This is a genomic window from Mycolicibacterium sp. XJ2546 (assembly GCF_053483195.1).
In genome coordinates this window covers 441,428-467,307 of record NZ_JBEFRW010000002.1, presented here as the reverse complement: position 1 = coordinate 467,307, position 25,880 = coordinate 441,428, and the positions used below count along the sequence as shown (strand labels likewise).

At 68.4% G+C, this 25,880-nt stretch carries 25 protein-coding genes; 10 read left to right on the top strand and 15 right to left on the bottom strand.

The window, feature by feature from the left end:
* The first annotated feature begins 38 nt into the window (after nt 1–38).
* The gene (locus ABQE44_RS05810) at nt 39–1,418 is read left to right on the top strand and encodes an FAD-dependent oxidoreductase (protein WP_448428696.1); all 1,380 of its coding nucleotides are present in this window, start codon (nt 39–41) and stop codon (nt 1,416–1,418) included.
* On the top strand, nt 1,415–2,353 hold the full coding sequence (locus ABQE44_RS05805; RefSeq protein ID WP_448428694.1) for a DUF808 domain-containing protein: 939 nt from the start codon (nt 1,415–1,417) through the stop codon (nt 2,351–2,353). Before ABQE44_RS05810 ends, ABQE44_RS05805 begins: the two co-directional genes overlap by 4 nt.
* A gap of 5 nt (nt 2,354–2,358) precedes the next feature.
* Here the strand turns inward: ABQE44_RS05805 and manA are convergent, their stop codons facing one another.
* The 4 genes from manA to ABQE44_RS05785 form a co-directional block, all read right to left on the bottom strand.
* Nucleotides 2,359–3,597 (bottom strand): mannose-6-phosphate isomerase, class I, encoded by a 1,239-nt coding sequence (manA, locus tag ABQE44_RS05800; RefSeq protein ID WP_448428692.1) that lies wholly within the window; start codon nt 3,595–3,597, stop codon nt 2,359–2,361.
* Between the two features lie 4 nt (nt 3,598–3,601).
* On the bottom strand, nt 3,602–4,684 hold the full coding sequence (locus ABQE44_RS05795) for a TobH protein (RefSeq protein WP_448393092.1): 1,083 nt from the start codon (nt 4,682–4,684) through the stop codon (nt 3,602–3,604).
* Entirely contained in the window at nt 4,681–6,087 is a 1,407-nt protein-coding gene (locus tag ABQE44_RS05790) for a phosphomannomutase/phosphoglucomutase (protein WP_448393091.1), read from the bottom strand. Before ABQE44_RS05790 ends, ABQE44_RS05795 begins: the two co-directional genes overlap by 4 nt.
* A 94-nt stretch (nt 6,088–6,181) precedes the next feature.
* Nucleotides 6,182–6,601: a DUF3499 domain-containing protein gene (locus tag ABQE44_RS05785; RefSeq protein WP_448393090.1), complete on the bottom strand. Its 420-nt coding sequence runs from the start codon at nt 6,599–6,601 to the stop codon at nt 6,182–6,184.
* A gap of 131 nt (nt 6,602–6,732) precedes the next feature.
* Between ABQE44_RS05785 and ABQE44_RS05780 the strand changes: the two genes are divergently transcribed.
* Nucleotides 6,733–7,155, top strand: coding sequence for a metallopeptidase family protein (locus ABQE44_RS05780; RefSeq protein WP_448393147.1), 423 nt, complete (start codon nt 6,733–6,735; stop codon nt 7,153–7,155).
* A gap of 10 nt (nt 7,156–7,165) precedes the next feature.
* Here ABQE44_RS05780 and ABQE44_RS05775 read toward each other — a convergent pair whose 3' ends face one another.
* Complete coding sequence (locus ABQE44_RS05775) at nt 7,166–7,561, bottom strand: WhiB family transcriptional regulator (RefSeq protein WP_448393089.1); 396 nt, start codon at nt 7,559–7,561, stop codon at nt 7,166–7,168.
* 306 nt (nt 7,562–7,867) lie between these two features.
* Between ABQE44_RS05775 and cofD the strand changes: the two genes are divergently transcribed.
* From cofD to ABQE44_RS05760, 3 genes are read left to right on the top strand one after another with little or no spacing between them, the layout of a single operon-like run.
* Nucleotides 7,868–8,848 carry a 2-phospho-L-lactate transferase gene (gene cofD, locus ABQE44_RS05770; protein WP_448393088.1) on the top strand — a complete coding sequence of 327 codons (981 nt, stop codon included), beginning with the start codon at nt 7,868–7,870 and terminating at the stop codon, nt 8,846–8,848.
* Complete coding sequence (locus ABQE44_RS05765; RefSeq protein ID WP_448393087.1) at nt 8,845–10,194, top strand: coenzyme F420-0:L-glutamate ligase; 1,350 nt, start codon at nt 8,845–8,847, stop codon at nt 10,192–10,194. Before cofD ends, ABQE44_RS05765 begins: the two co-directional genes overlap by 4 nt.
* Complete coding sequence (locus tag ABQE44_RS05760) at nt 10,191–10,742, top strand: NUDIX domain-containing protein (RefSeq protein WP_448428691.1); 552 nt, start codon at nt 10,191–10,193, stop codon at nt 10,740–10,742. The genes ABQE44_RS05765 and ABQE44_RS05760 overlap by 4 nt, the downstream gene beginning before the upstream one ends.
* 19 nt (nt 10,743–10,761) lie before the next feature.
* Here ABQE44_RS05760 and ABQE44_RS05755 read toward each other — a convergent pair whose 3' ends face one another.
* Nucleotides 10,762–11,838, bottom strand: a complete 1,077-nt coding sequence (locus ABQE44_RS05755) for a mannose-1-phosphate guanylyltransferase ManB (RefSeq protein ID WP_448393085.1) — start codon at nt 11,836–11,838, stop codon at nt 10,762–10,764.
* 1 nt (nt 11,839) lies between these two features.
* Nucleotides 11,840–12,736, bottom strand: coding sequence for a glycosyltransferase family 2 protein (locus ABQE44_RS05750; RefSeq protein WP_448428689.1), 897 nt, complete (start codon nt 12,734–12,736; stop codon nt 11,840–11,842).
* Between the two features lie 293 nt (nt 12,737–13,029).
* On the opposite strand from ABQE44_RS05750, the gene ABQE44_RS05745 reads away from it, so the two are divergent.
* From ABQE44_RS05745 to ABQE44_RS05735, 3 genes are read left to right on the top strand one after another with little or no spacing between them, the layout of a single operon-like run.
* On the top strand, nt 13,030–14,505 hold the full coding sequence (locus tag ABQE44_RS05745) for an LCP family protein (protein WP_448428687.1): 1,476 nt from the start codon (nt 13,030–13,032) through the stop codon (nt 14,503–14,505).
* Nucleotides 14,506–14,507: 2 nt separating this feature from the next.
* On the top strand, nt 14,508–15,215 hold the full coding sequence (locus ABQE44_RS05740; protein WP_448428794.1) for a TIGR03089 family protein: 708 nt from the start codon (nt 14,508–14,510) through the stop codon (nt 15,213–15,215).
* A gap of 60 nt (nt 15,216–15,275) precedes the next feature.
* Complete coding sequence (locus tag ABQE44_RS05735) at nt 15,276–16,715, top strand: multicopper oxidase family protein (RefSeq protein ID WP_448393082.1); 1,440 nt, start codon at nt 15,276–15,278, stop codon at nt 16,713–16,715.
* 18 nt (nt 16,716–16,733) lie between these two features.
* Here ABQE44_RS05735 and ABQE44_RS05730 read toward each other — a convergent pair whose 3' ends face one another.
* Genes ABQE44_RS05730 through ABQE44_RS05715 form a run of 4 tightly spaced genes read right to left on the bottom strand, consistent with a single transcriptional unit; the run spans nt 16,734 to nt 20,522 of the window.
* Nucleotides 16,734–17,897: an acyl-CoA dehydrogenase gene (locus ABQE44_RS05730; protein WP_448393081.1), complete on the bottom strand. Its 1,164-nt coding sequence runs from the start codon at nt 17,895–17,897 to the stop codon at nt 16,734–16,736.
* A 54-nt stretch (nt 17,898–17,951) separates the two neighbouring features.
* Nucleotides 17,952–18,785, bottom strand: coding sequence for a class I SAM-dependent methyltransferase (locus ABQE44_RS05725; protein WP_448428685.1), 834 nt, complete (start codon nt 18,783–18,785; stop codon nt 17,952–17,954).
* Between the two features lie 11 nt (nt 18,786–18,796).
* Nucleotides 18,797–19,309 (bottom strand): 5-(carboxyamino)imidazole ribonucleotide mutase, encoded by a 513-nt coding sequence (gene purE / locus ABQE44_RS05720; protein ID WP_448393079.1) that lies wholly within the window; start codon nt 19,307–19,309, stop codon nt 18,797–18,799.
* Complete coding sequence (locus ABQE44_RS05715; protein ID WP_448393078.1) at nt 19,302–20,522, bottom strand: 5-(carboxyamino)imidazole ribonucleotide synthase; 1,221 nt, start codon at nt 20,520–20,522, stop codon at nt 19,302–19,304. The genes purE and ABQE44_RS05715 overlap by 8 nt, the downstream gene beginning before the upstream one ends.
* Nucleotides 20,523–20,625: 103 nt before the next feature.
* Between ABQE44_RS05715 and ABQE44_RS05710 the strand changes: the two genes are divergently transcribed.
* A complete protein-coding gene (locus ABQE44_RS05710) occupies nt 20,626–21,306 on the top strand; it encodes a GtrA family protein (RefSeq protein ID WP_448393077.1) in 681 nt (226 codons plus the stop codon).
* On the opposite strand, the gene ABQE44_RS05705 is transcribed toward ABQE44_RS05710, so the two are convergent.
* The 4 genes from ABQE44_RS05705 to ABQE44_RS05690 all read right to left on the bottom strand — a co-directional run bounded on the left by ABQE44_RS05705 (nt 21,261) and on the right by ABQE44_RS05690 (nt 25,669).
* A complete protein-coding gene (locus ABQE44_RS05705) occupies nt 21,261–21,779 on the bottom strand; it encodes a PH domain-containing protein (protein ID WP_448393076.1) in 519 nt (172 codons plus the stop codon). The two genes, ABQE44_RS05710 and ABQE44_RS05705, sit on opposite strands and share 46 nt — an antisense overlap.
* Before the next feature lie 67 nt (nt 21,780–21,846).
* The gene (locus tag ABQE44_RS05700; RefSeq protein WP_448393075.1) at nt 21,847–22,653 is read right to left on the bottom strand and encodes a biotin--[acetyl-CoA-carboxylase] ligase; all 807 of its coding nucleotides are present in this window, start codon (nt 22,651–22,653) and stop codon (nt 21,847–21,849) included.
* Nucleotides 22,643–23,899, bottom strand: a complete 1,257-nt coding sequence (locus ABQE44_RS05695; RefSeq protein ID WP_448428683.1) for a lipase family protein — start codon at nt 23,897–23,899, stop codon at nt 22,643–22,645. Before ABQE44_RS05695 ends, ABQE44_RS05700 begins: the two co-directional genes overlap by 11 nt.
* A gap of 309 nt (nt 23,900–24,208) precedes the next feature.
* Entirely contained in the window at nt 24,209–25,669 is a 1,461-nt protein-coding gene (locus ABQE44_RS05690) for a sugar transferase (RefSeq protein WP_448428681.1), read from the bottom strand.
* Nucleotides 25,670–25,880 lie beyond the last annotated feature (211 nt).

The following is a 25,880-nucleotide window of genomic DNA, read 5'->3' as shown; positions in this document are numbered from 1 at the left end:
GATCCGCTGACCGCAATGTAGCGAGTACCCTCTGCTCAATGGGGCGGACTGCCGAACACGCGGTTGTCATCGGGGCCAGCATCGCCGGCCTGTGTGCGGCGCGGGTGTTGTCGGACTTCTATGACCGGGTGACGCTCTGTGAGCGCGACGAACTGCCCGATGCGCCCGCCAACCGGTCCGCCGTCCCGCAGGGCAGGCATGTGCATCTGTTGATGGCGCGTGGCGCCCAGGAGTTCGAAACCCACTTCCCCGGACTGCTCGACGGCATGGTCTCCGAGGGTGTGCCGATCCTGGAGAATCGGCCCGACTGCATCCACTTCGGCGCGGCCGGTCATGTGCTCGGCACCGCGCATCGGCTGCGAAACGAGTTCACCGCCTACGTGCCCAGCCGCCCGCAGTTGGAATGGCAGCTCCGCAAACGGGTCTCGGCGCTCGACAACGTCGAGAAGATCCACGCGGCGGTCACCCAACCGCGCTTCGACCCCGGCAGCGAGCGGGTGACCGGGGTGCACTTGGAATCCGGCGCGGTGCTGCCCGCCGATTTGGTGGTCGACGCCACCGGCCGCGGTACCCGATTACCGGTGTGGCTGCAGAACTGGGGTTATGAGCGGCCCCGCGAGGACGTCGTGTTCGTCGGCATCGCCTACACCAGCCAGCGCGTCCGGGTTCCCGACGGCCTGCTCAGCGAGAAGGTCGTCGTGGCGGGCGCGTCGGCTGATCAGCCGCTGGGAATCGGCATGCTGCTTTACGAGGACGGCATCTGGAACGTCACCACGTTCGGCGTTGGCAAGGTCGCGCCACCGCAGGACTTCGCGCAGATGTGCGCGTTGGCCGACGAGATCCTGCCCGCCCACGTGGCGTCCGCGCTACGGCGCGGCACCCCGCTGGACGACGTCGCCCACCACAAATATCCGGCCAGCCGGTGGCGCCGCTACGACAAACTGCAGCGCCTACCGGGCGGCATCCTGCCGTTCGGCGACGCCGTAGTGAGCTTCAATCCCACGTTCGGCCAGGGCATGTCGATGACCTCGCTTCAGGCCGGTCATCTGAAGCGGGCCCTTGAGACACCGGGCGCCGACGTGGTCCGCGAAACCCTCCGCGCCACCGCCAAGACGACGTTTCCGGTGTGGACCATGAACGCCATCGGCGACCTGACCATGCACCGGGCCACCGGGCCCTCACCGTGGTGGTACAAACCGGTGGGCTCGCTGTTCGACCAGTTTCTCGGTGCTGCCGAGACGGATCCCGTTCTGGCCGAATGGTTCCTGCGCCGGTTCAGCCTGCTCGACAGCCTCTACATGGTGCCCTCGCCGCGCCTGGTCGCCCGCACGATCCGACACAACATGCGGCTGTGGCTGGCGCAGAAGCGGGCCGCCAAAGAGCCGGTAATCTTCGAAGCGATGAGAGAAACACGATGAGCGCGGGGCTGTTCGGGCTTCTCGACGATGTCGCGGCGCTGGCCCGGCTGGCGGCCGCATCGGTCGACGACATCGGCGCCGCCGCCGGACGCGCGACCGCGAAGGCCGCCGGTGTGGTGGTCGACGACACCGCGGTGACCCCGCAGTACGTGCACGGCATCACCGCCGACCGCGAACTTCCGATGATCAAGCGCATCGCGATCGGGTCGCTGCGCAACAAACTGCTGTTCATCCTGCCGGCCGCGCTGCTGCTCAGCGAGTTCCTGCCCTGGCTGCTGACACCGCTGCTGATGATCGGCGCGACGTATCTGTGCTACGAGGGCGCGGAGAAGGTCTGGGGCAAGATCCTGGGCCACCAGTCCCACGCCGTGCCAACCACGGCGGTCGGCGGTGATGTCGAAAAGCAGATGACCGCGGGCGCAATCCGCACCGACTTCATCCTGTCCGCGGAGATCATGGTGATCGCGCTCAACGAGGTCGCCGGCGAACGGTTCTGGCCCAGGTTGATCATCCTGGTGGTGGTCGCGTTGGCCATCACCGCCGCGGTCTATGGCGTCGTCGCGGCCATCGTGAAGATGGACGACGTCGGGCTGAGCCTGACGCAGCGGACCTCGGCGGCCGCGCAGAAGATCGGCCGGGGACTGGTCGCCGGAATGCCCAAACTGCTCGCCGCGCTGTCGGTGATCGGCACGGTGGCGATGCTGTGGGTGGGCGGACACATCCTTCTCCTCGGCACCGACGAGGTCGGATGGCATGCCCCCTACGGGCTCGTCCACCACGCCGAGGAGTTCGTCCGCCACGCGGCCGAAGGTATCGGCGCGCTGACGAGTTGGCTCGTCAACACCGCAGCGTCAGCGGTGATCGGCCTGGTTATCGGGTCCGTGGCGGTCGCGGTCAGGCACGTGTTGCCGATTGGCCGCAACGCCAAGCACTGAGCCCGTCAGATTCCCACGGTGGACCGGAACAGCTTCGTCGGCTCCGCGGCGACCAACCGGATCGGGCCGTCGTCGGCCGACACCCACGCCGCCGAGCCGCGTTGAAGCGTCACCTTGCCCGACTTGGCGTGCACCACCGTTGACCCCTCCGTGCACAACAAGATCTGCGGACCGTCGTTGCGGGTCGGCGCGTCGATCTCGTGGCCGAGCTGGTCGCCGTCGATGCACAGCACCGACACCGCGAATTCCGGTGCGGGCGTGTCATAGACCAGCTCCATACCGCCTTCCATGCTGTCCCTGGCTATTTCGGGACGGATGACCACATCGGCCGCGGGGGTGAAGTCGAGCACCCGCAGCAGCTCGGGAACGTCGACGTGTTTGGGGGTCAGCCCGCCGCGCAGCACGTTGTCGGAGTTGGCCATCACCTCGACGCCCACCCCCTCCAGGTAGGCGTGCAGGTTGCCTGCGGGCAGGTAGATGGCTTCGGCCGGTGCCAGGCTGATCCGGTTCAACAGCAGCGAGGCCAGCACGCCGGCGTCGCCGGGATAGCGCTCCCCGAGCTCGAGCAGGGTCTTGGCCTCGGCGGCGAACTTGCGCTTGCCCGAGCGCACGTAATTGATGGCGCCGTCGAGCACCGCGGGCACCAACACGTCGATGTCGGGCTGCGGCGCGGTGATCCAGGTGGTGAACAGGGCGCGTAAACCATCGGCGTCGGATTGGCCGCCGAGCAGGTTGATGAACGGGTCCAGGGCGCTGACGTCCAGCGCGCGCATCAACTCGACCGTGCGCCCCGCCGGCCGGAAGCCGGCCAGCGCTTCGAATTGCCCTAGGGCGACGAGTATTTCGGGTTTGTGACTGGGATCGCGGTAGTTGCGGTTGGGTGCCGAGATCGGAATGCCTGCCCGCTCCTCGCGGTGGAACCCCTCCACCGCCTGCTCGGCGCTCGGATGCGCCTGCAGCGACAGCGGTTCGTCGGCGGCGAGCACCTTGAGCAGAAACGGCAGGCTGTCGCCGAACCGGCTGCACACCGCCGCGCCCAGTTGGCCCTCGGGGTCGTCGCGCACCGTTTCCAGCAGCGACCGCTCACCGTCGTCGGTCTGCAGCCACGCCGGGTCGCCCGGGTGGGCCCCGAACCACAGCTCCGCTTCGGGATGTGCTGTGGGGCTTGGCCGTCCAGTGAAATCGGCAATCGCGGTCCGCGAACCCCACGCATAGGTCCGCACCGCGCCACGTAGCAGGTGCACTTGCTTAACCTCGAACCAGTTTCAGATAAACGGCCGTCATCTCCAGCCGCACCGCCAGGATCGCCAATTGTTGTTCGGGGCGGCCGTTGCCGGAGGTCGGGACGCCCTCGCCGGTGGCCGCCTCCGGCACGTCCTCGGCGTCGAGCACGTCGACGCCGTCGAGCCCGCTCACCCGCGCCACCACCACCTGCCGTTCGGCGTCGGTGGTCAGCGCCAAGGTACGCACCCGCTCGGGCAGCGCGCCGTCGATCTCTTCGTCATGGAACAACCGGTCGACGCCGGGCGCACCACCGAACCCGGCGCGCAGCGCGGCGACCGCATCGGCCAGGCCGGCCGCCGCGACCACCCGGTGCGCGACACGCAACATCACCGCCGCCGCGTGCCGCGCCAACGCCAGCGTCGCCGGAGTGTCACCGGCCAACACCACCTGCCGGTCGGCCATGCGGTCGGCCAGCGTCTTGGCGGGATTGGTGAACAGCTCATGGGCGGCGCTGTTGCGGAACGCCTCGGCGTCGAGTTCGTCGGCCAACGCGTCGAGATCGAACCGCATGCTCGGCTGCACGACGGACAGGATCGCCAACCCGGCGGCCAGGTACCGCACCAGGCTGAACTCCTCGGGCACCCACACCCGTGGCGCCAGCGCGACGGCGCGGCCCGCGACCACGTCGCGCAGCGGGCCCTCGAAGGGCGCCACCACCACGACCCGGGCGCCGCGATGCAACGCGGTGGCCGCCGCCGACACCAGCACGGGGTCACCGGCGTCGTCGCCGGCGACGACGAGCACGTCCAACGCGCCGATCCAGGGCGGTACCTCCGCCGCGACGACGATCGGCGCGGTCACCGACCCGCCGACCGCGGCCGCAACCAGCGACCCGGCCGTCTGGGCGTTGCCGCGATCGGCCAGCCAGATCAGGGTGCGGGGTGATTGTTCGGCGCGCAGGCCATCCAGTTCGCCCTCGGCGAGTGCGGCGGCGGTGGCGCGCACCTGGGCACCGGCCATCGACGCTCCGCGCAGCAAACCGTCACGGTCAGCGGCCAGCAAACCGTCCACATCGTCGAGGTCGACGGCGGCACGGGTCGCGTTCACGTGACGGCCCCTGACTCCTCGGGCATTTGAGCGTTCACGGTCCGGGAGACCTGCCCGACGATCGTGTCGATCTCCTCGACGGTGCGGGCCTCCACGTTGAGCCGTAGCAACGGCTCGGTGTTGGACATGCGCAGGTTGAACCAGCTCCCGTCGCCCAGGTCGACGGTCACGCCGTCGAGGTGGTCGATCGATTGGATCTGCGGGCCGAACGCCTTGAGCACCTCCACCACACACGCCTCGGCGTCGGTGACCGTGAAGTTGATCTCGCCGCTGGCCTCGTAGCGCTGGTAGTCGGCCATCAGCTCCGACAGCGGCCGGTCCGCCTCGCCGAGCGCCGCCAGCACGTGCAGCGCGGCGAGCATGCCGGAGTCCGCGCCCCAGAAGTCGCGGAAATAATAGTGCGCGGAGTGCTCGCCGCCGAAGATGGCGCCGGTGTCGGCCATCAACGCCTTGATATAGGAGTGCCCGACCCGTGAGCGCACCGGTGTACCGCCACGCTCGGCGACCAGTTCGGGCACCGCCCGCGAGGTGATCAAGTTGTGGATCACCGTCGCGCCGATCTCGCGGCCCAGTTCGCGCGCGGCGACCAGCGCGGTCACCGCCGACGGCGATACCGGACGGCCCCGCTCGTCAACGACGAAACACCGGTCGGCGTCCCCGTCGAAGGCCAGCCCGATATCGGCGCCGGACTCGACCACATGGGCCTGCAGGTCGAGCAGGTTGGCCGGGTCCAGCGGGTTGGCCTCGTGGTTGGGGAACGTGCCGTCGAGCTCGAAGTACATCGGTTCGAGGGTGACCGCCGCGATCGGGCCGAGCACCGCGGGCGTGGTGTGGCCTGCCATCCCGTTGCCCGCGTCCACGGCAACCTTTAGCGCACGCAGATCGGTCAGGTTCACCAGCGACCGCAGGAACTCGCCGTAGTCGGCGAGCACATCGCGGTCGCTGATCGTGCCGCGCGAGCCGCCATGGCCTGGGACGCCCGCGATGACCTCTTCGCTGATGGTCGAGAGCCCGGTGTCCTTGCCGACGGGTTTGGCACCGGCCCGGCACAGCTTGATGCCGTTGTAGGCGGCTGGGTTGTGGCTCGCGGTGAACATGGCGCCGGGACAATCCAGCAGGCCCGAAGCGAAATAGAGCTGATCTGTCGACGCCAGCCCGATCCGTACGACGTCGAGACCTTGGGCCATCACACCCTCGGCGAAGGCGGCAGCCAGCGCCGGTGAGCTGGCCCGCATATCGTGGCCGACCACCACCTGCGCTGCCTGAGATTCTCTGTCGCGAACCAGCCGCGCGAACGCACCGCCGACGTCGGCGACGAACGCGTCGTCGAGTTCCTCACCAACCAAGCCACGCACGTCATAGGCCTTGATGACGCGATGAACCGCCGCGGCGGGCCGAGACATATAGCTCCTTGTGACGTGGACTACTGGCGCCAGCCTAGCCGTCAGACGCCGCCTGCACGGCCGCTACTCCGGGCCCGGCCGGCTTCGCTGTGACTCAATCGGTCGGGTCGGGTAACACCCGCAGGTGGCCCCGTCGGCGTCCGTTGGATGCAGGCCGCTTCGTCGGCGGTGCCACCAGCATGCCACCGGGCGTCGGAGTGGTTGGGTCGGAAAAGCTGGCGGCGACGCCGTTGACCGGAGGTGCGACGTCGCGTCCCTCACGGACCGCCTCGGCCAACGCGACCAGATCGTCTTCGTCAGGGTGCGACGGCAGCGGTCCGGCATGGCGCACCAGCTCCCAGCCACGCGGCGCGGTGATCCGGCCGGCGTGCACCACGCACAGGTCCCACGAGTGCGGCTCAGACACCGTGGCGAGCGGACCCACCACCGCGGTCGAGTCGGAGTAGACGAAGGTCAGCGTCGCGACCGCATAGTGAGGGCACCCGGGCCGGCAGCAGCGACGGGGAACGTTCACGCACGGAAGGCTATCGCGGACGCACCCGGCAAGCTGCTGGACACGCGCAGTACCAGGACGGCCGATCTCCAACCGTTACGATCGTGTCCGTGGCCGAACGGGCACGTATGCGATCGCGCCGCGGCCGGGAGATGCGCGGGCCGCTGCTTCCCCCAACCGTGCCCGGCTGGCGCAGCCGCGCCGAGCGATTCGACATGGCGGTGCTGGAGGCCTACGAACCCATCGAGCGGCGCTGGCATGAGCGGCTGTCCGCGCTCGACGTGGCGGTCGACGAGATACCGCGGATCTCGCTGAAGGATCCCGACACCATGCAGTGGCCACCCGAGGTGGTTGCGGACGGGCCGATCGCGCTGGCGCGGTTGATACCGGCGGGGGTGGACGTGCGGGGTAATGCCACTCGGGCCCGAATTGTGCTGTTTCGCAAGCCGATCGAGCGACGGGCCAACGACACCGTCGAACTCGGCGATTTGTTGCATGAAATTCTGGTGGCTCAGGTGGCCACCTACCTGGGGGTCGAACCTTCTGTCATCGACCCGACGATCGACGACGAGTAGAGCGCGCGGACTAGATGATGCCGCGTTTGAGGCGGCGGCGCTCGCGCTCGGAGAGCCCGCCCCAGATGCCGAAGCGTTCATCGTTGGCCAGCGCGTAATCGAGGCAGGCGTCCTTCACCTCGCAGCCCTGGCAGATGCGCTTCGCCTCCCGCGTCGAGCCGCCCTTCTCCGGAAAGAACGCCTCCGGATCGGTTTGAGCACACAGTGCGCGCTCTTGCCAGAGGTCGTCTTCGGGAGTCAATGGCGGCGCAACATCGATTGGGTCGGGCACCAGACTCAATTGCGGACGCGTGGGTATCGCAGCCGGTGCCGGTCCGATATTGGTGTGCGGCGCGCTGCCTACTGAGCCGAACAGTCGGTCATCGAACGGAACCACACGATCGAAATGGCCTTGCTCAAAAGACATCTTCCCGCCTCCTCACCTGATCTCGTAGATCCCTAGAAATGGAGCCTCGCTGTTGAGATGTGGCCATCCCATTCGAACAAGTGATCGAATCTCGGTCTGCGACACCGGAACCGGCAGGCCAACCGCGAAATGACACTGCTGTGATTACACACGCGTTAGATGCTGCGGTCAAGCGTTGGAACAGAAATTCATACCATTCCGTGACCGATTCTCGGCGAGTCGTTGATCGGCGTGTCTGTCACACCCGCCCCATTGCAGTGCTCCTGCGCGAACCGCCTCGGCCGCGACGGCCTACTCTCGTTCGATGTGAAGGTCACGGTTCTGGTCGGCGGGGTCGGCGGTGCGCGGTTCCTGTTAGGCGTGCAGCATCTTCTCGGGCTGGGCCAGTTCGGTGACGACTCGACCAACGAGTTGACGGCGATCGTCAACATCGGAGACGACGCATGGATGTTCGGTGTGCGGATCTGCCCGGACCTCGACACCTGCATGTACACCCTCGGCGGCGGCATCGACCCGGACCGCGGCTGGGGCCATCGCAACGAAACCTGGCACGCCAAGGAGGAACTCGCCGCCTACGGCGTACAGCCGGACTGGTTCGGGTTGGGCGATCGCGACCTGGCCACCCATCTGGTGCGCACCCAGATGCTGCGGGCCGGTTATCCGCTGTCTCAAGTCACCGAGGCGCTGTGCAAGCGGTGGTCACCCGGAGCGCGTCTGCTGCCGGTGACCGACGACCGCAGCGAAACCCACGTTGTCATCACCGATCCCAGCGACGGCGAGAAGCGCGCCATTCACTTTCAGGAGTGGTGGGTGCGCTACCGCGCGCAGGTGCCCACGCACAGTTTCGCGTTCGTCGGCGCCGATGCCGCCACCGCCGGCCCGGGTGTCGCCGAGGCGATTGCGACGGCGGACGTCGTGCTGCTGGCGCCGTCCAACCCGGTGGTCAGCATCGGCGCGATCCTGGCCGTACCCGGCATCCGCGCCGCACTGCGCTCCACCCCGGCGCGGGTGATCGGCTACTCGCCCGTCATCGGCGGGAAACCGTTGCGCGGCATGGCCGACGAATGCCTGTCGGTGATCGGGGTGCAGAGCACCTCCGAGGCGATCGGCCAACACTACGGCGCCCGTTCGGGAGTCGGCATCCTCGACGGCTGGCTGGTGCACGAAGGTGACTCCGCCGCGATCGACGGCGTCGAGGTGCGGGCGGTGCCGCTGCTGATGAAGGATCCGGCGACCACAGCCGAAATGGTGCGTGCCGGGCTGGATCTGGCCGGTGTGAAACCGTGACCGAACACGGATCGGCAGCCGCCGTCGAACTGCTCCCCGTGCTGGGGCTGCCGCAGTTCCGGCCCGGTGACAACCTGGCGGCGGCGATCGCGACGGCGGCACCCTGGTTGCGCGATAACGACGTCGTCGTCGTCACCAGCAAGGTGATCTCCAAGTGCGAAGGCCGTATCGTCGCAGCACCGTCTGACCCCGACGAGCGTGATGCGTTGCGCCGCAAGCTGATCGATACCGAGGCCGTGCGGGTCCTGGCCCGCAAGGGGCGCACCCTGATCACCGAGAACGCGTTGGGGCTCGTCCAGGCGGCCGCCGGCGTGGACGGCTCCAACGTCGGGTCGACCGAGTTGGCGCTGCTACCCGTCGACCCCGACGGCAGCGCGGCGGCCCTGCGCACCGAACTGCGTGACCGCCTCGGTGTCACCGTCGGCGTCGTGGTCACCGACACCATGGGCCGGGCATGGCGCAACGGCCAGATTGATGCCGCGATCGGCGCCGCGGGCCTCACCGTGCTACACGGCTACGCCGGGTCGCGGGACCGGCACGGCAACGACCTGATCGTCACCGAGATCGCGGTCGCCGACGAAATCGCCGCAGCCGCCGATCTGGTGAAGGGCAAGCTGACCGATATTCCGGTCGCGGTGGTGCGCGGGTTGTCGCTGCCCGACGACGCATCCACCGCCCGCGCCCTGCTGCGGCCCGGCGAGGAAGACCTGTTCTGGTTGGGCACCGAGGAGGCGATCGCGCTCGGCCGCTCCCAGGCTCAGCTGCTACGCCGGTCGGTGCGCCGCTTCACCGACGAACCCGTCGCCGCCGGCGTCATCGAGGCCGCCGTCGGCGAAGCACTCACCGCCCCGGCACCCCACCACACCCGTCCGGTGCGGTTCGTCTGGTTGCAGGACCGCGCCCGGCGGGTTGCGCTGTTGGACCGGATGAAGGACAAGTGGCGCGAGGACCTGCGCGCCGACGGCCGACCCGAGGACGCCGTCGAGCGCCGGGTCGCCCGCGGCCAGATCCTGTATGACGCACCCGAAGTCGTGATCCCGTTTCTGGTTCCCGACGGTGCGCACAGCTATCCAGATGCCGCGCGCACGGCGGCCGAACACACTATGTTCACCGTCGCGGTCGGAGCGGCGGTGCAGGGGCTGCTGGTCGCGCTCGCGGTGCGCGGGGTGGGTAGTTGCTGGATCGGTTCGACGATCTTCGCGGCCGACCTGGTGCGCGACGCGCTCGACCTACCAGAGGATTGGGACCCGTTGGGCGCCATCGCGATCGGTTACCCGGAAGAAGGCTTGGCCGCTGTCGCACCCCGTGATTTGGTACCCACCGACGCTCTGCTGGTGCGCAAGTGAGCCTGCATGCTTCGGCGGTCGAAACTCTGAAACGTTGGCACGCGCCCGATCCCGGCCAGGACACGCTGCGCCACGCGGTGCTGGCGTTTCTGGCCGCGCGGCCGGACGGTTGCCTACGCGAGTGCGTGCCCGGCCACATCACCGGATCGGCGCTGGTGCTCGACCACACCAAAACCCATGCGCTGCTGACCCTGCATCCGCGGGTCGGCCGCTGGCTGCAACCGGGTGGACACTGTGAGCCCTCCGATTCCACGATCGTGGCCGCCGCGCTGCGGGAGGCCGCCGAGGAGTCCGGCATCGACGGGCTGCAGATCGACCCCGCACTGGCCGCGCTGCACGTGCACCCGGTGACGTGTTCGTTGGGTGTGCCGACGCGTCACCTCGACATGCAGTTCGTCGTGCACGCGCCGGCGGGCGCCGAAATCGCTTGTAGCGACGAGTCGTTGGATCTGCGCTGGTGGCCGTTGGACGCGCTGCCCGTCGACTGCGACTTCGGCCTGACGCAATTGGTGACTTCGGCGCGAAAACGTACCGTCACGGGGCGTTAGCGCGCCGAAATCGCATGTTCTAGACGTCGGTGGAGAAGCGGATGCCGCCGTCGGGGATCGCAACCCCCGGCCACACCCGCGCGCCGCGCAACAACTCGCAGCGCGCACCGATGTCGGCGCCGTCGCCGATCACGCCGTCACGGATCAGCGCCCGGGGGCCGATGCGGGCGCCGAAGCCGATGATCGAGCGTTCGATCACCGCACCTGCGCCGACCTTGGCGCCGTCGAAGATCACCGCACCGTCGAGACGGGCGCCGCCGGCGATCTCCGCGCCGCGGCCCACGACCGTGCCGCCGATCAGCAGCGCGCCGGGGGCCACGCTCGCGCCGTCGTGCACGAGGTCTTCGCCGCGGGGCGCGCCGAGGGCGGGCGACGGGGCGATGCCGCGCACCAGGTCGGCCGAGCCGCGCACGAAGTCCTCGGGGGTGCCCATGTCGCGCCAGTAGGTGGCGTCGACGTAACCGCACACCCGCAGGCCGTCCGCCAACAGCCCGGGAAAGACTTCCCGCTCCACCGAAAGCGCCCGCCCCTTCGGGATGCGCTCGATCACCTCACGTTTGAACACATAGCAGCCAGCGTTGATCTGATCGGTCGGCGGATCCTGCGTCTTCTCCAAAAACGCGGTGACCCGTCCGTCGGCGTCGGTCGGCACGCAGCCGAACGCGCGGGGATCACCGACACGCACCAGGTGCAGGGTGACGTCGGCGTTGTTCTCTTCGTGGCTGTCCAGCAGCGCGCGCAGATCCGCGCCCGACAGCACGTCGCCGTTGAACACCAGCGCGGTGTCATGGCGCAGCTTCGACGCCACGTTGGCGATGCCGCCCCCGGTGCCCAACGGTTCATCTTCGACGACGTAATCGATCTGCAGGCCCAGCTTGGAGCCGTCGCCGAACGCGGTCTCGAAGACCGCGGCCTTGTATGAGGTGCCCAGCACGACGTGTTCGATGCCGGCGTCGGCGATCCGGGACAACAGGTGGGTCAGAAACGGCAGGCCTGCCGTGGGCAACATCGGCTTGGGCGCCGAGAGCGTCAGCGGCCGCAGCCGCGTGCCGAGCCCACCGACCAGTACGACGGCGTCTACCTCTGCCGGATTCACGCTAACGCCGTCCTTTCCCGCGGTTGCGCTGAGAATTGCGTACCACCAACCCCCCACGCGCCGCGAGGGCCCCCCTGATGGTCCACCGCAGCGGACTCTGCCACCACTTCGGATACCGATCCGCGAGAAAAGTGTAGGTGCTGGTGTGGTGGGCGGCCAAGTTGCGGGCCGGGTCCCGGCCGGCCGCGTGGCCCTTGTCGTGCAAAACCTCGGCGGCCGGCACGTAGACGTTCTGCCAGCCGGCCCGTCCGAGGCGATCACCCAGGTCGACGTCCTCCATGTACATGAAATAGCGCTCGTCGAAGCCCGAGATCTCGTCGAATGCCGCTTTCCTCAGCAACAGGCACGAGCCCGACAGCCAACCGACCGGGCGTTCGCTGGGCTCGAGCCGCTCCTGGCGATAGGCGGCCGTCCACGGGTTCGACCGCCACACCGGGCCGACGACCGCGTGCATGCCGCCGCGGATCAGGCTCGGTTGGTGGCGTGCCGAGGGGTACACCGAGCCGTCGGGGTCGCGGATCAGCGGGCCAAGCGCACCGGCGCGCGGCCACCGCGCCGCGGCCTCCAGCAGGATGTCGATGCTGCGCGGACCCCATTGCACGTCGGGGTTGGCGACCACAAAAAGGTCGGAGCAGTCCGACGCCGCCGCAGTACCTTTCAGATACTCGCTGACGGCACGGTTCACCGCGCTGCCGTAGCCGAGGTTGGCGCCGGTGGGCAGCAGGCGCACGTTGGGGTAGCGCTGCAGCGCTTCTTCGGGAGCACCGTCGGTGGAGCCGTTGTCGGCCATGATGACCGTCACCGGCCGGTCGGTGGCATGCGCCAGCGACGCCAGAAACCGGTCGAGGTGGGGTCCCGGTGAATACGTCACCGTGACGACCACCAAATTGTCGCTCACGCGACTCCTGCCAGTTCGTCACTCACGGCGTAGAGGTTAACCGTGCCCGACCGCGCGTCGAAGTCAGCGCGTCGCCGCCCCGACGGGCCGCGCTGTCGCCGATGTCACACCGCGGCGCCGTCGGCGCCACCACATCGCCCGCCGAGCGGCGCTGACCTGCCAGGACGCCGCCCCACGCGGCGTCGCCGCCGCAGCTAGCGAGTGGGGCCGAGTTGCGCTGAGCCGAGGTCACGACTCTGGCACGCCGACGCGCGCTACCCGGGATCTGGGCGATGCGCACGTAGCCTGGGCTGATGCCCGCGCGCACGATTCGTGTCATCGCCGTGTCGGCGGCGCTGTTGGTCTTGATCAGCACGGGCGCCGCCTGGGGCAAGATTCGCTCGTTTGAAGCCGGTATCAACCAGATCTCCCCGGTCGCGCTCGGCGGGGGCGGCGAGGACGGCGCGATCGACATCCTGCTGGTCGGCATGGACAGCCGCACCGACGCCCACGGCAACCCGTTGTCGCAGGAAGAACTGGCGATGCTGCGGGCCGGCGATGATGAGGCCACCAACACCGATACGATCATCTTGGTGCGGGTGCCCAACAACGGTAAGTCCGCCACGGCGATCTCGATCCCCCGCGACTCGTACGTGGAGGCGCCCGGGGTGGCCAAGATGAAGATCAACGGCGTGTACGGCTCGGTCCACCTGGAGCGGATGAAGGACCTCGTCGAAGAAAAGGGCATGGATCCGGCCGTGGCCGAGCCGATGGCCGCCGAAGCCGGCCGCGAGGCGCTGATCAAAACCGTCGCAAACCTGACCGGTGTCACCGTCGACCACTACGCCGAGATCGGGCTGCTGGGCTTCTCGCTGATCACCGATGCCCTCGGCGGTGTCGAGGTGTGCTTGAAAGAAGCGGTGTACGAACCGCTTTCGGGTGCCGACTTCCCGGAGGGCTGGCAGACGCTCAACGGCCCACAGGCGTTGAGCTTTGTCCGGCAGCGCCACGATCTCCCGCGCGGTGACCTCGACCGGGTCACCCGCCAGCAGGCGGTGATGGCCTCGCTCGCCCACAAGGTGATCTCCGGTAAGACACTGTCCAGCCCCGCGACGCTGAACCGGTTACAGGAGGCCGTCCAGCGTTCGGTCGTGTTGTCCGACGGTTGGGACGTCATGGAATTCGCCCAGCATCTGCAGAACCTCGCCGCCGGTAACGTCGCGTTCGCGACCATCCCATGGCTGCAGGAGAACGGCTGGAGCGACGACGGTATGCAGAGTGTGGTCCGGGTGGATCCGGCCGCGGTCAAGGAGTGGGTGGCCGGCCTGCTGACCGAACAGGACGAAGGCAAGACCGAAGAGCTGGCGTACACACCGGACAAGACCACCGTCGACGTGCTCAACGCCACCGATGTCAACGGGTTGGCCGCCGCGGTGTCACAAGTGCTGGCCAACAAGGGATTCGCCCGCGGCATCACCGGGAACCACGAAGGCGAGGCGGTGTCCAGCAGCCAGGTGCAGGCCGCCGCCGACGACGACCTCGGCGCCCAGGCGGTCGCCGCCGATCTGGGTGGGCTTGCGGTCGTCGAAGACCGCTCGGTGCCGCCCGGCACGGTGCGGGTGGTGTTGGCCGACGATTACACCGGCCCCGGTTCGGGTCTGGACGGCACCGACCCGACGCTGACCTCGGTCGACGCGCTCGCCGTCGGATCGACCGCCTCGACCGACGGCACCCCGCCCCCGCCGCAGATCATCACCGCGGGCTCCGACGACCCGCAGTGCGTCAACTAGCCGTGTCGACGGTCAGTTCGGCGATCCTGGATCCGCTGATGGCGGCCGACCCGGCGGGTCCGCGCATCACCTACTACGACGACGCCACCGGTGAGCGCATCGAATTGTCAACGGCCACACTGGTTAATTGGGCCGCCAAGACCGGCAACCTGTTGCGCGACGAGCTGGGCGCTGGACCGGGCAGCCGGGTCGCGGTCTTGTTGCCCGCGCACTGGCAGAGCGCCGCGGTGCTGTTCGGGATCTGGTGGATCGGCGCGGAAGTGGTGTTGGGGGCAGGCGAGGCCGACGTCGCGCTGTGCACCGAGGACCGGCTGTCCGACGCGGACGCCGCCGTCGGAGTCGGCGAGGTCGCGGTGCTGTCACTGGACCCGTTCGGTAAGCCGGTCGATGACCTTCCGATCGGCGTGACCGATTACGCCACCGCGGTGCGGGTGCACGGCGACCAGATCGTCCCCGAGCCCAGCCCGGGTCCGGCGTTGGACGGCCACTCGGTCGCCGACGTGCTCGCCGACGCCCGGACGTCGGCGGATGCACAAGGATTGACCGCGCAGGACCGGGTGCTTTCCAGCGCGTCCTGGGACACCGCCGACGCGCTCATCGAACACCTGCTGGCGCCGTTCGCGGTGGGCGCGTCCCTGGTGCAGGTGGCCAACCCGGATCCCGCTGCGCTCGAGCGGCGCAAACAGATGGAGAAGGTCACCAGAGGCTGACGGGCCGATTAATTTGCGATTTCGCAAGCGACGGCCGCGTTGTGGTGCCACGCTGGACCCGTGCTCGACAGGCGCGGCTTTCTCGTGCTGTCGGCCGGCTTGGCGGCCGGTGTGGTCGGCGCGTGCTCGACGCGTACCGCCGAGCCGGCGGCGGCCCAGGAGGCGGCAGCCACGCCAGGCTTCGATATCGCGTTCACACCTGTGCAGACCGACGTCGACCTCGGCGGCGTTCAGGTGCGGACCTGGGCGTACGGTGACCGGCTGCCGGGCCCGGAGATCCGCCTGCGCAAGGGCGAGCGGCTGCGCGCGCAACTGACCAATAAGCTGCCCGCTCCCACCACCATCCACTGGCACGGCCTGGCGATCCCCAACGACATGGACGGCGTGCCGGTGCTGACCCAGCCCGCGGTGGCGCCCGGCGGTGACTTCACCTACGAGTTCGTCGTGCCCGATGCCGGCACCTACTGGTATCACTCCCACGAAGGCACACAACTCGACCGTGGCCTCTACGGCCCCTTGGTTGTCGAAGACCCCGCCGACGGTGCCGACTACGACGACGAACTCGTTGTGGTACTTGATGATTGGGTCGACGGCACCGGCCGCGACCCGGACCAGGTGCTGGCCGAGCTGAGGAAGGCGGGGATGCCCGCGATGCCGGAACTGCCCGACGCGGGCATCACGCCGTCGACGCCGCTCGGCGACGACGGCGGCGACGTCACTTACCCGTACTACCTCATCAACGGGCGGGTCACCACCGATCCGCAGGTCGTGGACTACCGTGCCGGGCAACGTATCCGGCTGCGGGTCATCAACGCGGGCTCGGACACGGCATTTCAGGTCGGGGTGCCCAACCACCGGCTGCACGTGATCGCCACCGACGGGTTCGCGGTGGAGCCGGTCGACACCGACTCGGTGATCCTCGGAATGGGTGAGCGGGTCGATGCGATCGTCACGCTGCAGGCGTCGGTGCCGGTGATCGCGGCGGCGTACCGCAAAGACGGCTACGCGCAATTGAACATGCGCGTCGGCGGCGCAGCGAGCGCCGTCAACACCGACGACTACGTCGCCGCGCTGCGCATGCAGGCCCCGCTGGACACCGCGACGCTGAGCGCCCCGCCCGACCTGAACCTGCCCGGTGGCCCCGTCGACCAGAGCATCGACATGCGCCTGGCCGGGCCGGTGAACGGCTACAACTGGACGATCAACGGCAGGCAATACGATCCGCCCAACGACGGTTACCCGGTGCGCCCCGGCCAGCGGGTGCGCATCCGCTACGTCAACGAGTCGAAGATGTTTCACCCGATGCACTTACACGGGCACACGTTCCAGGTGATGGGTCCCGGCTCGACTCCGTTGGCCCGCAAGGACACCGTGCTGGTGGCGCCGCTGCGCACCGTCGAGATCGACTTCGACACGGACAACCCCGGTCGGTGGATCACCCACTGCCACAACACGTATCACCTCGAGGCGGGAATGGCCACCTTCATCGAGTACGTCTGAGAGCGAGGGCGCCCACACCTACTTCAGCAGGGCGCGGGACATCACCACGCGCTGAATCTGGTTGGTGCCCTCGTAGATCTGGGTGATCTTGGCGTCGCGCATCATTCGTTCGACGGGGAAGTCGGTGGTGTAGCCGTAGCCGCCGAACAACTGGACCGCGTCGGTAGTGACCTCCATCGCGACGTCGGAGGCAAAACATTTCGACGCCGAGGAGATGAACCCGAGGTTGGGCTCACCGCGTTCGGCGCGCGCTGCGGCGGTGTAGACCATCAGCCGGGCCGCCTCGATCTTCATCGCCATATCGGCCAGCATGAACTGCACCGCCTGGAAGTCGGCGATGCGCTTGCCGAACTGCTTGCGCTCCTTGACGTATTCGATGGAGGCGTCCAGTGCGCCCTGGGCGATGCCGACGGCTTGGGCCCCGATCGTCGGGCGAGTGTGGTCCAAGGTGGCCAGCGCCGTCTTGAAACCGGTGCCCTCATCGCCGATGATCCGGTCGGCGGGGATCCGGCAATCCTCGAAATACAGTTCGGTGGTGGGCGATCCCTTGATGCCCATCTTCTTTTCCTTGGCGCCCACCGAGAACCCGGGATCGTCCTTATGGATGACGAACGCCGAGATGCCGTTGGCGCCCTTGTCCGGATCTGTCACCGCCATCACCGTGTACCACGTCGATTGGCCGCCGTTGGAGATCCAGCACTTGGCGCCGTTGAGCACCCACTCGTCGCCCTCGCGGCGCGCCCGCGTCCGCATCGACGCCGCGTCGCTGCCCGCCTCACGTTCGGACAGGGCGTAGGAGGCGACCGCATCGCCGGCGGCGATCGACGGCAGCACCTGCTTTTTGAGTTCCTCGCTGCCGCGCAGCAGCAAACCCATCGTGCCCAGCTTGTTGCAGATCGGGATCAGCGACGAGGACGCGCACACCCGCGCCACCTCTTCGATGACGATGCACGCCGCCACCGAATCACCGCCTTGGCCGCCGTACTCTTCGGGGATGTGGATGGCCGCCATCCCCGAACCGGTCAGCGCCGCCAGCGCCTCATCGGTGTAGCGCGCTTTCTCGTCGACGTCTGCGGCGTGCGGTGCGATCGCTTTCTCGCACAGGTCACGAAGCACCGACCGCAGCTCGTTGTGCTCGTCGGACAGCATGAAAGTGTCGAAAGACGGGTTGCCAATCGCCATCACAGACTCCTTGCTACTCGCGGGTAACTTTACCCGTGCGGGACGGCGTCATGCTCAGTGGGCCGATCCGCCGCGACCCGAGACGATCTGCAGGCCGCGCACCATTTCACGGTACGTGCGGTGATACAGCGACCGGATGATCGCGCTGCGCCGCAGCAGATCCACCGGACCCCGCGGGGCGACCAGGCCCACGTCGTGCCCGGCGAACACCGACGCGCCGGTCGCCAGGCGCAGCTTGCCACCGACCGCGGACTCCACCTCGGCCCGGTACAGCCCGCAGTAGTCGGGCTGGGCGAAGAAGACCTTGTTGAACCCGATCAAAAACGGGGCCAGCCCACCGGAGTCCAGCAGGTAGCGCAGCGTGCCGACCGCGACGCCGGGCCACTGCTGGTTGAACACGTCGTCGGCGATGACGATGCCGCCGTCGGCGAGCGTGGCCTCGGCGAGTTTCATGTCGGAGTACACGATCTCGTCGGTGTGGCCGCCGTCCACGCTGAAAAACCGGATGTTGCCGCCGGCCAGGTCCCGCAGCGTCTGCGGCGACAGCTTCGTCGAATCACCCTGGTGGATCACGACGTCGTCCATCGACGACCACAGGTTCACGTTGTTGACGAACTTGGTCAGGTCGCCGTGTCCGGATCCGTCGACGTTGAGGTCCTGATCGCCGAAGATGTCGATGGCGACCGACTTCTCCCCGGGACGCTGCAGCAACCGCAACCCGATGAACAGCTTGCCGTGGTGCACGCCGATTTCGGCCACCGCGCCCGACACCTGTTTGGCGCGCTGCGCTGAGTTCAACCCGTCGAGCAGCAACAGGACCTCAGGCTCTAAGAATCCGGTGACCACCCGGTGCCCGACAGCCCGGTACCGTGCGAAATTGCGCTCCATCGGGTTGGAGCCTACTGCCCGAGGAGGCGTTCGCGCAGCGCTGCGTCCTTGCGCAACACGGTGTCGTGTAGCTGCGCCTGGAACTGCTCGACCCGCGCACGCAGCGCCGCGTCGCAAGCCCCGAGAATGCGCACCGCCAGCAACCCCGCGTTACGGGCGCCGCCGATTGACACGGTGGCCACCGGCACGCCCGCGGGCATCTGCACGATCGACAGCAGCGAGTCGAGGCCGTCGAGCTTGGCCAGCGGCACCGGGACGCCGATCACCGGCAACGACGTCGCCGAGGCCACCATGCCGGGCAGATGCGCCGCACCCCCGGCGCCGGCGATGATCACCTCGATCCCTCGGCCTGCCGCGCTCTGGGCGTAGTCGAGCATGCGGGCCGGGGTGCGGTGCGCGGAGACGACGCCGACCTCGAACGGGATGTCGAATTCGGCAAGGGCCGCTGCGGCGTCCTCCATCACGGGCCAGTCGCTGTCGCTGCCCATGATGACGCCGACGCGCGGCGCAGGAGCACTACTCATGTGGATCCCATCCGTCTGTCCATTCCGCATGTGACAACCAGTGCGCCGCACGGCCGGCGCGTTCTCGCACATCGGCGACGTACCCGTCGTCGTCCACCGAACCGTCCGGCGCGCCGATGATGTTGACGTGGCCGATCTTTCGGCCGGGCCGCTCGTCCTTGCCGTAGAGGTGCACCTTGGCCTCGGGCAGCCGCGCGAAGAGGTGATGCAGCCGCTCATCCATGCCCATCTCCGGTTTCTGTTGGGCGCCAAGGACATTGGCCATCACGGTGACCGGCGCGATGGGGCCGGTGTCGCCGAGCGGGTAATCGAGAACCGCGCGTAGGTGTTGTTCGAACTGGCTGGTGCGGGCGCCGTCGATGGTCCAGTGCCCGGAGTTGTGCGGTCGCATCGCGAGTTCGTTGACGAGCAGCGTGCCCTCGACGGTCTCGAACAGTTCGACGGCCAACACCCCGACCACGCCGAGCGCTTCGGCCAGCCGCAGACCCAGTCGTGTCGCCGCGGTGGACAGTTCGTCGCTGAGCTTGGGGGCCGGGGCGACCGCCTCGACGCAGATGCCGTCGCGCTGCACGGTCTGCACCACCGGCCATGCCGCACCCTGCCCGAACGGCGACCGCGCGACGAGGGCGGCCAGCTCGCGCCGCATCTCGACCCGCTCCTCGACGAGCACTTCTGCGCCGTCGGCCAGGTGCCGCGCGGCCGCGTCGCGCGCCTCGGCCAGGTCGCGCGCCAGCGTCACACCGCGGCCGTCGTAGCCGCCGCGGACGGCCTTCACCACGATCGGGCCGTCGACCCGGGCGGCGAACGCGTCGACGTCGGCGGGCTCGGTGACGGCTGCGAACCGCGGCACCGGCGCATCCAGGGCCGCCAGCCGCCGCCGCATCACCAGCTTGTCCTGTGCGTGGATCAGCGCCGACGGCGGCGGTGCCACGTTGACCCCGTCGGCCACCAGCTTCTCGAGCAGCTCGGTCGGCACGTGCTCGTGGTCGAAGGTCAGCGCGTCGGCCCCTGCGGCCGCGCGGCGCAGCGCGTCGAGGTCGGTGTGGGCGCCGATCACCACATCGGGGCTGACCTGCGCGGCCGGGTCCTCGGCGGTGACCGCCAGTATCCGCAGCGTCTGACCCAGCGCGATAGCGGCCTGATGGGTCATCCTGGCCAGTTGCCCGCCGCCGATCATGGTCACCAGCGGGGGCCCGCTCGGGGTTCGCGACACGCCTTTATGGTGTCATGGCCACGATCGGCCGCCTCGGCTGCCTTTAGGCCGACCACCTGCGCGGCTACGCGCTGGCTGGGTGATTTCCGTAGACTGCCTCTTTGTGTCCTTTACCGATGCCACGATCGCGCGGCTGCCCCGCGTGGTTCGGCCGTACCTGGAACGGCATCACGAACTGATCAAGTTCGCCATCGTGGGCGCGACAACGTTCGTCATCGACACCTCGGTCTTTTACACGCTCAAGCTGACCGTGCTGGAGCCCAAACCCGTCACGGCCAAGATCATCGCGGGCATCGTCGCGGTGATCGCGTCATACATCCTCAACCGGGAATGGAGCTTCCGCGACCGGGGCGGGCGGGAACGCCACCACGAGGCGCTGATGTTCTTCGGGGTCAGCGGCGTCGGGGTGCTGCTGTCCATGGCCCCGCTGTATTTCTCCAGCTACGTGTTGATGTTGCGGGTGCCCGAGGTCAGCCTGACGGTGGAGAACATCGCCGACTTCATCGCCGCCTACATCATCGGCAACCTGCTGCAGATGGGGTTCCGGTTCTGGGCCTTCCGCCGCTGGGTCTTCCCCGACGAGTTCGGCCGCAACCCCGACAAGGCCCTGGAATCGCTCACCATCGGCGGTATCGCCGAAGCGCTGGAAGACCACGTCGAGCAGGTGCAGCGCAACGGCTCGCGCAATGGGAACGTCACGCCGCTGCGCCGCCCCAACCGGCGGGCCCGGCGGCTGGCTCAACTCGACGATTCCTCTGAGCCCAGCGTGTCGAAGACTTCGTGATACAGCAGCGAGTGCACGCGCTCCACCCGGGGGATGTCGTAGAACTCAAGCGGATCCTGCGACGCTGACTCGATGATCAGCGTGCCGGTACGCACCACCCGGTCCAATAGCCCGTGCCGGTACTCGACGCTGTTGATCCTGGCCAGCGGGATGTCGATACCCGCGCGCGTCAGCACGCCGTGGCGGAACATCACCCGCCGGTCGGTGATGACGAAATGCGTTGTCCACCAGCTCAGGAATGGCCAGAGCGAAAGCCAGCCGACGATCACCAACCAGATCGCCGCGATGACGATGAGCACGACGTTGCGGGCGGTGGGATCCCATCCCGTCTGGTTGACGTAACCCGCGCCGAACGCTGCCAGCGCGGTGGCCACCAGCAGCATCAGGATCGGGCCGATCAGCCGCTTCCAGTGCGGGTGGCGGTGCAGCACCACCTGTTCGTCGGCGGCCAGCACGTTGTCGGGATATCCCATGCCGAGCACTTTAAGGCGATTTGGGTGCGCTAACCATCGCCCAGCGATCGTTCGCGCACCGAAATCGCTACGGGGCGGGACGCAGGTGCACGATGTCGCCTGCCGACACCTTCGTCAGGGCACCGTCGGTATCGATGTCGAGCCTGCCCTGCTCGTCGATGTCGCGGGCGACGCCGACGATCTCCTGACCACCCGGCAGCATCGCCCGCACGGGCGTGCCGAGGGTCAGGCTGCGTGCGCGGTAGTCGGCGATCAGCGCGGGGTCGGCGCCGCCGTGCCGGCGCCAGGCCTCGAAGCGACGGCCCAGTTCGTGCAGCACCCGCTGCAGCAGTTGCTGACGGTCCGGGGCCGGCCCACCGAGTTCGACGAGCGAGGTGACCCCGGGCACCCCGATCTCGGCGCCGGTCAGCGAGACGTTGAGCCCGATACCGACCACCACGGCCTGCGAAGCGGCGGCCACCTCGGCGAGGATGCCCGCGAGCTTGCCGCCGCCGGCCAGCACGTCGTTGGGCCACTTCAGGCCGGCCTGCACGCCGGTGTCGGCGACCGCGTCGACGATCGCTACCCCGGTGGCCAGCGGCAGCCATCCCCACGCCTGGCTGGGTACCGCGGCGGCGTCGACGCCGACCGACACGGTGATCTGCGCGTACGGCACCGCCGACCAGCTGCGGCCCTGCCTGCCGCGGCCGGCGGTCTGGTTCTCGGCGACCAGCACGGCGCCGTCGACGGCCTCGCCGCGCTGCGCGCGCGCGATCAGATCGGCATTGGTGGAGCCGGTTTCGGCCACCACGTCGATGCGACGCCACAGCGGCGAGGCACCGATGACGTTGTGCCGCAACGCCGCCTCGTCGAGCGGAACCCGGTCAGCAGTCATTGGGTGCGGGCCTTCCTGCGAAGCGGTCGGACATCCAGTCGAGCATCTGCAGTGCGTTGGCGGGGTTGTGGCCGCCGTCGGGGTCGAATTCGATGGTCACCGTCCCGCCGAGCGCGCACGCCTCCTCGATCGCCGAGCGGGTCCATTCGGCGTCGATGAACGGATCATTGCCGCCGTAGAACACGTACAGCGGCGCCGACAGCGGTTGCTGGGGCAGCGCCCAGTCGTCGAGCAGCCGGCGCAATCGCTGGGCGGCCTCCGGGGTGCGCGGGGTGAACTCCCGCGGGCCGATCCGCTGGATCGCCGCCGCGCGGGCGTAGGCGTTTTCCTGGCTGCAGTCCGAAAGCTCCTCCCAGTGCCGTGCGGCTTCGAACCCGCGGTAGTCGTCACGGTCGAGGTCGGGATGTAGCCGTGCCAGGGACTCGACCACCGCCTGCATGACGGGCCGCTGTTCGGTGGTCAGGGTGCCGTGTTCGGCCTTCGTCACGAGCCCCGAGATGTCGGCGGCAGGCGATGACGCCACGGCGCCGACGAGCAGGAGTTCCGGTGCGTAGTCGCGGGCCTGTTCGTTGGCCGCCCACGCCGCGCCGCCGCCCTGGGAGTCGCCCAGCGCCGACCAGTTCTCGGACACGTCCCCGAACGTGTGCCGCAGCGCGCGCACCGCGTCGATCATGTTGCGTCCCGCCGTGCGGGCGTCCGAATACGGGTGGGTGCCCTTGACCCCGAGGCCCTGGTAGTCGGGCAGCGCGACGGCATATCCCCGCTGGGTGAGCACCCGCACCACATGGACGAGGTTGTGCAGGTTGGGCGACAGCGACGGTGCGCACTGCGGGTCGATGCCCAACGTGCCGTGTCCGAACGCGACCACCGGCCATCCACCCTCGGGCGGGGCCTCCTTGGATGTGAACACCGAACCCGACACCACGGTCGGTGCTCCGGTGTCGCCGGAGGTGGACCGGTAGACCACCCGGGCCGCCCGCAGCTGGCGGCCTTCCACGGTGCGGGTGACGCCGGGCATCGTGGTGGCGGTCACCAGGGAACCGGGCCCGCCGCCACTGGTGTCGGCCGACTCGACCGGCACCGGCGGCCCGCCCGATGACGGGAACTGGTTGAGGAACTTCAGGGCAAGCGTCGTGGCGATCGGTTGAAGTGGCACGATGGCCAACACGCCCACCACCGCGACCACCAGCGCGACGGCGACGGTCACCACCACTGTGCGGGTCGTGCCGCTGCGTTGGCTAGACATGAGCCTCCTAGCGTTGTCGTCGCGCCCACACCGCCACCCAAACCTAGGGCAGCCGCATCGGTGGGCCGCGGCGGAGCCCGGTGAGAATCACATTCCGCGAACATCGCAACGGCCGCGCACCACATTTTCATGATCGATCGTCTCGGACGAACCCCACCCATTGCGCAAGATGAAATCTTTTGCGGAGGCGTTCCGAAGTGACATCACAATTTGTGCGTCGGCCGACTCAGTTGATGGTTGCTGGCTGACTCGATCACCTGTCGGAGGTCTTTCGCATTCGGGATAGCTGGCGGCACCGTCAGCAGACGGTCAGTACGCGCCGGTGCCCGCCGCGACGGTGCGGATGGTCTTGGCCGCGATCAGCAGGTCACTGGTGATCGACCAGTTCTCGACGTAGGACAGGTCCAGGCGCACCGAGTCCTCCCAACACAGATCCGAGCGTCCGCTGACCTGCCACAGCCCGGTGATACCCGGCAGCACCAACAGTCGACGGCGCACCTGGTCGGTGTAGGTGTCGACCTCCCGGCGCAACGGCGGACGCGGCCCGACCACGCTCATATCGCGGCGCAGCACATTGATGAACTGCGGCAGCTCATCGATGCTGTAGCGGCGCAGGAACTTGCCCACCGGAGTCACCCGCGGGTCCTCGCGGATCTTAAACAGCACGCCGCCGACGCTATCGTTGACGTCGAGTAGCCGGTCGACCTCTTTGTCCGCGCCGTCCACCATGGTGCGGAACTTGAGCATCTCGAACGGCCGGCCGTCCAGTCCGATCCGCTCGGAGCGGTACAACACCGGGCCCCTGCTGGTCAGTTTGATGGCCAGCGCGGCCAGCAGCATCACGGGCAGCGCGCCGGTCAGCACGGTGATCGACACACAGAGGTCGAAGGCCCGCTTCTGCAGTTTCTTGGTTCCGCTGTACTGCGGCTTCTCGACGTGGATCAACGGCAACCCGGCCACCGGCCGCATCGTCAGCCGCGGGCCCGCGACATCGACGACACCCGGCGAAACCACCAGGTCGACACCGAGTTTGTCCATTTCCCACGACAACTCGCGTATCCCTGCGGGGCCGAAGTGATCGGTGGTGGTCAGCGCGACGGTGTCGGCGTCAGTCTTGAGGATCGCGTCGTGCAGGTGGTGTTCGTTTCCGAACACCGGCAGCGCGCCGACGCCGGGCACTTCCAGGGTGCCCCCGCCGGGGCGACCGGTCAGACACACCCCGACCACCGCATACCCGTACGACCAGCCGCGCGCCAACGACTGCACCAAACTGCGCACGGCGCGGGCGTCACCGACGGCGACAACGGTCTGCACGCACTTGCCCTGGCGACGTTTCCGCGCCAGCAGCCGACGGCACAAGTTACGGCTGGCCAGCAGCGCGAGCAGACCGAGCGGAAGGGCGACCGCGAGATAGCCGCGGGCGTACTCCGGGCGAAAGATCATCAGCCCGACGGCGATCACGCCGACGGTTGCCAGCGTCGCGGAGAAGACGCGGCGATACTCCTCGACGCCGGCGCCGACGATCCGAGGTGAGCGGGTGCGGTAGGCCGCGAGCAAGGCCAGCCACGTCGCCGCGACGATGATCGACAGCAGCGAGTAGTAGGAGAACACCCAGAAGTACGCCCCGGGCGGCATCGCCTCCGGCGCGCCGAGCCTGATGAACTGTGCGGCGACGAGGGACAGGCAGACGACGAGGACGTCCGTGACGATCAGGGCGCGGCGGTATGAGTTGTGCCAGGGCGCGCTGTGCGCGGCACCGATCTTCGTCAATCGAGGCTTCGCGGGGGTGTAAGCCTCTTCAGCCACGAACACGGCTAGGCGTTCCTCCTAAGATTTGCTGACGGCTACGGGCCCCCCGACGAAGCACGATTGCGCGTTTACTATGTCAAAGTTTGCCCGGCTCCGCCACCCCATCCACGAAATAGCTGGTCAACAAGGAGCGTCAACCAGCAACACCTTCGCGACGCTGGCAAATTGACAT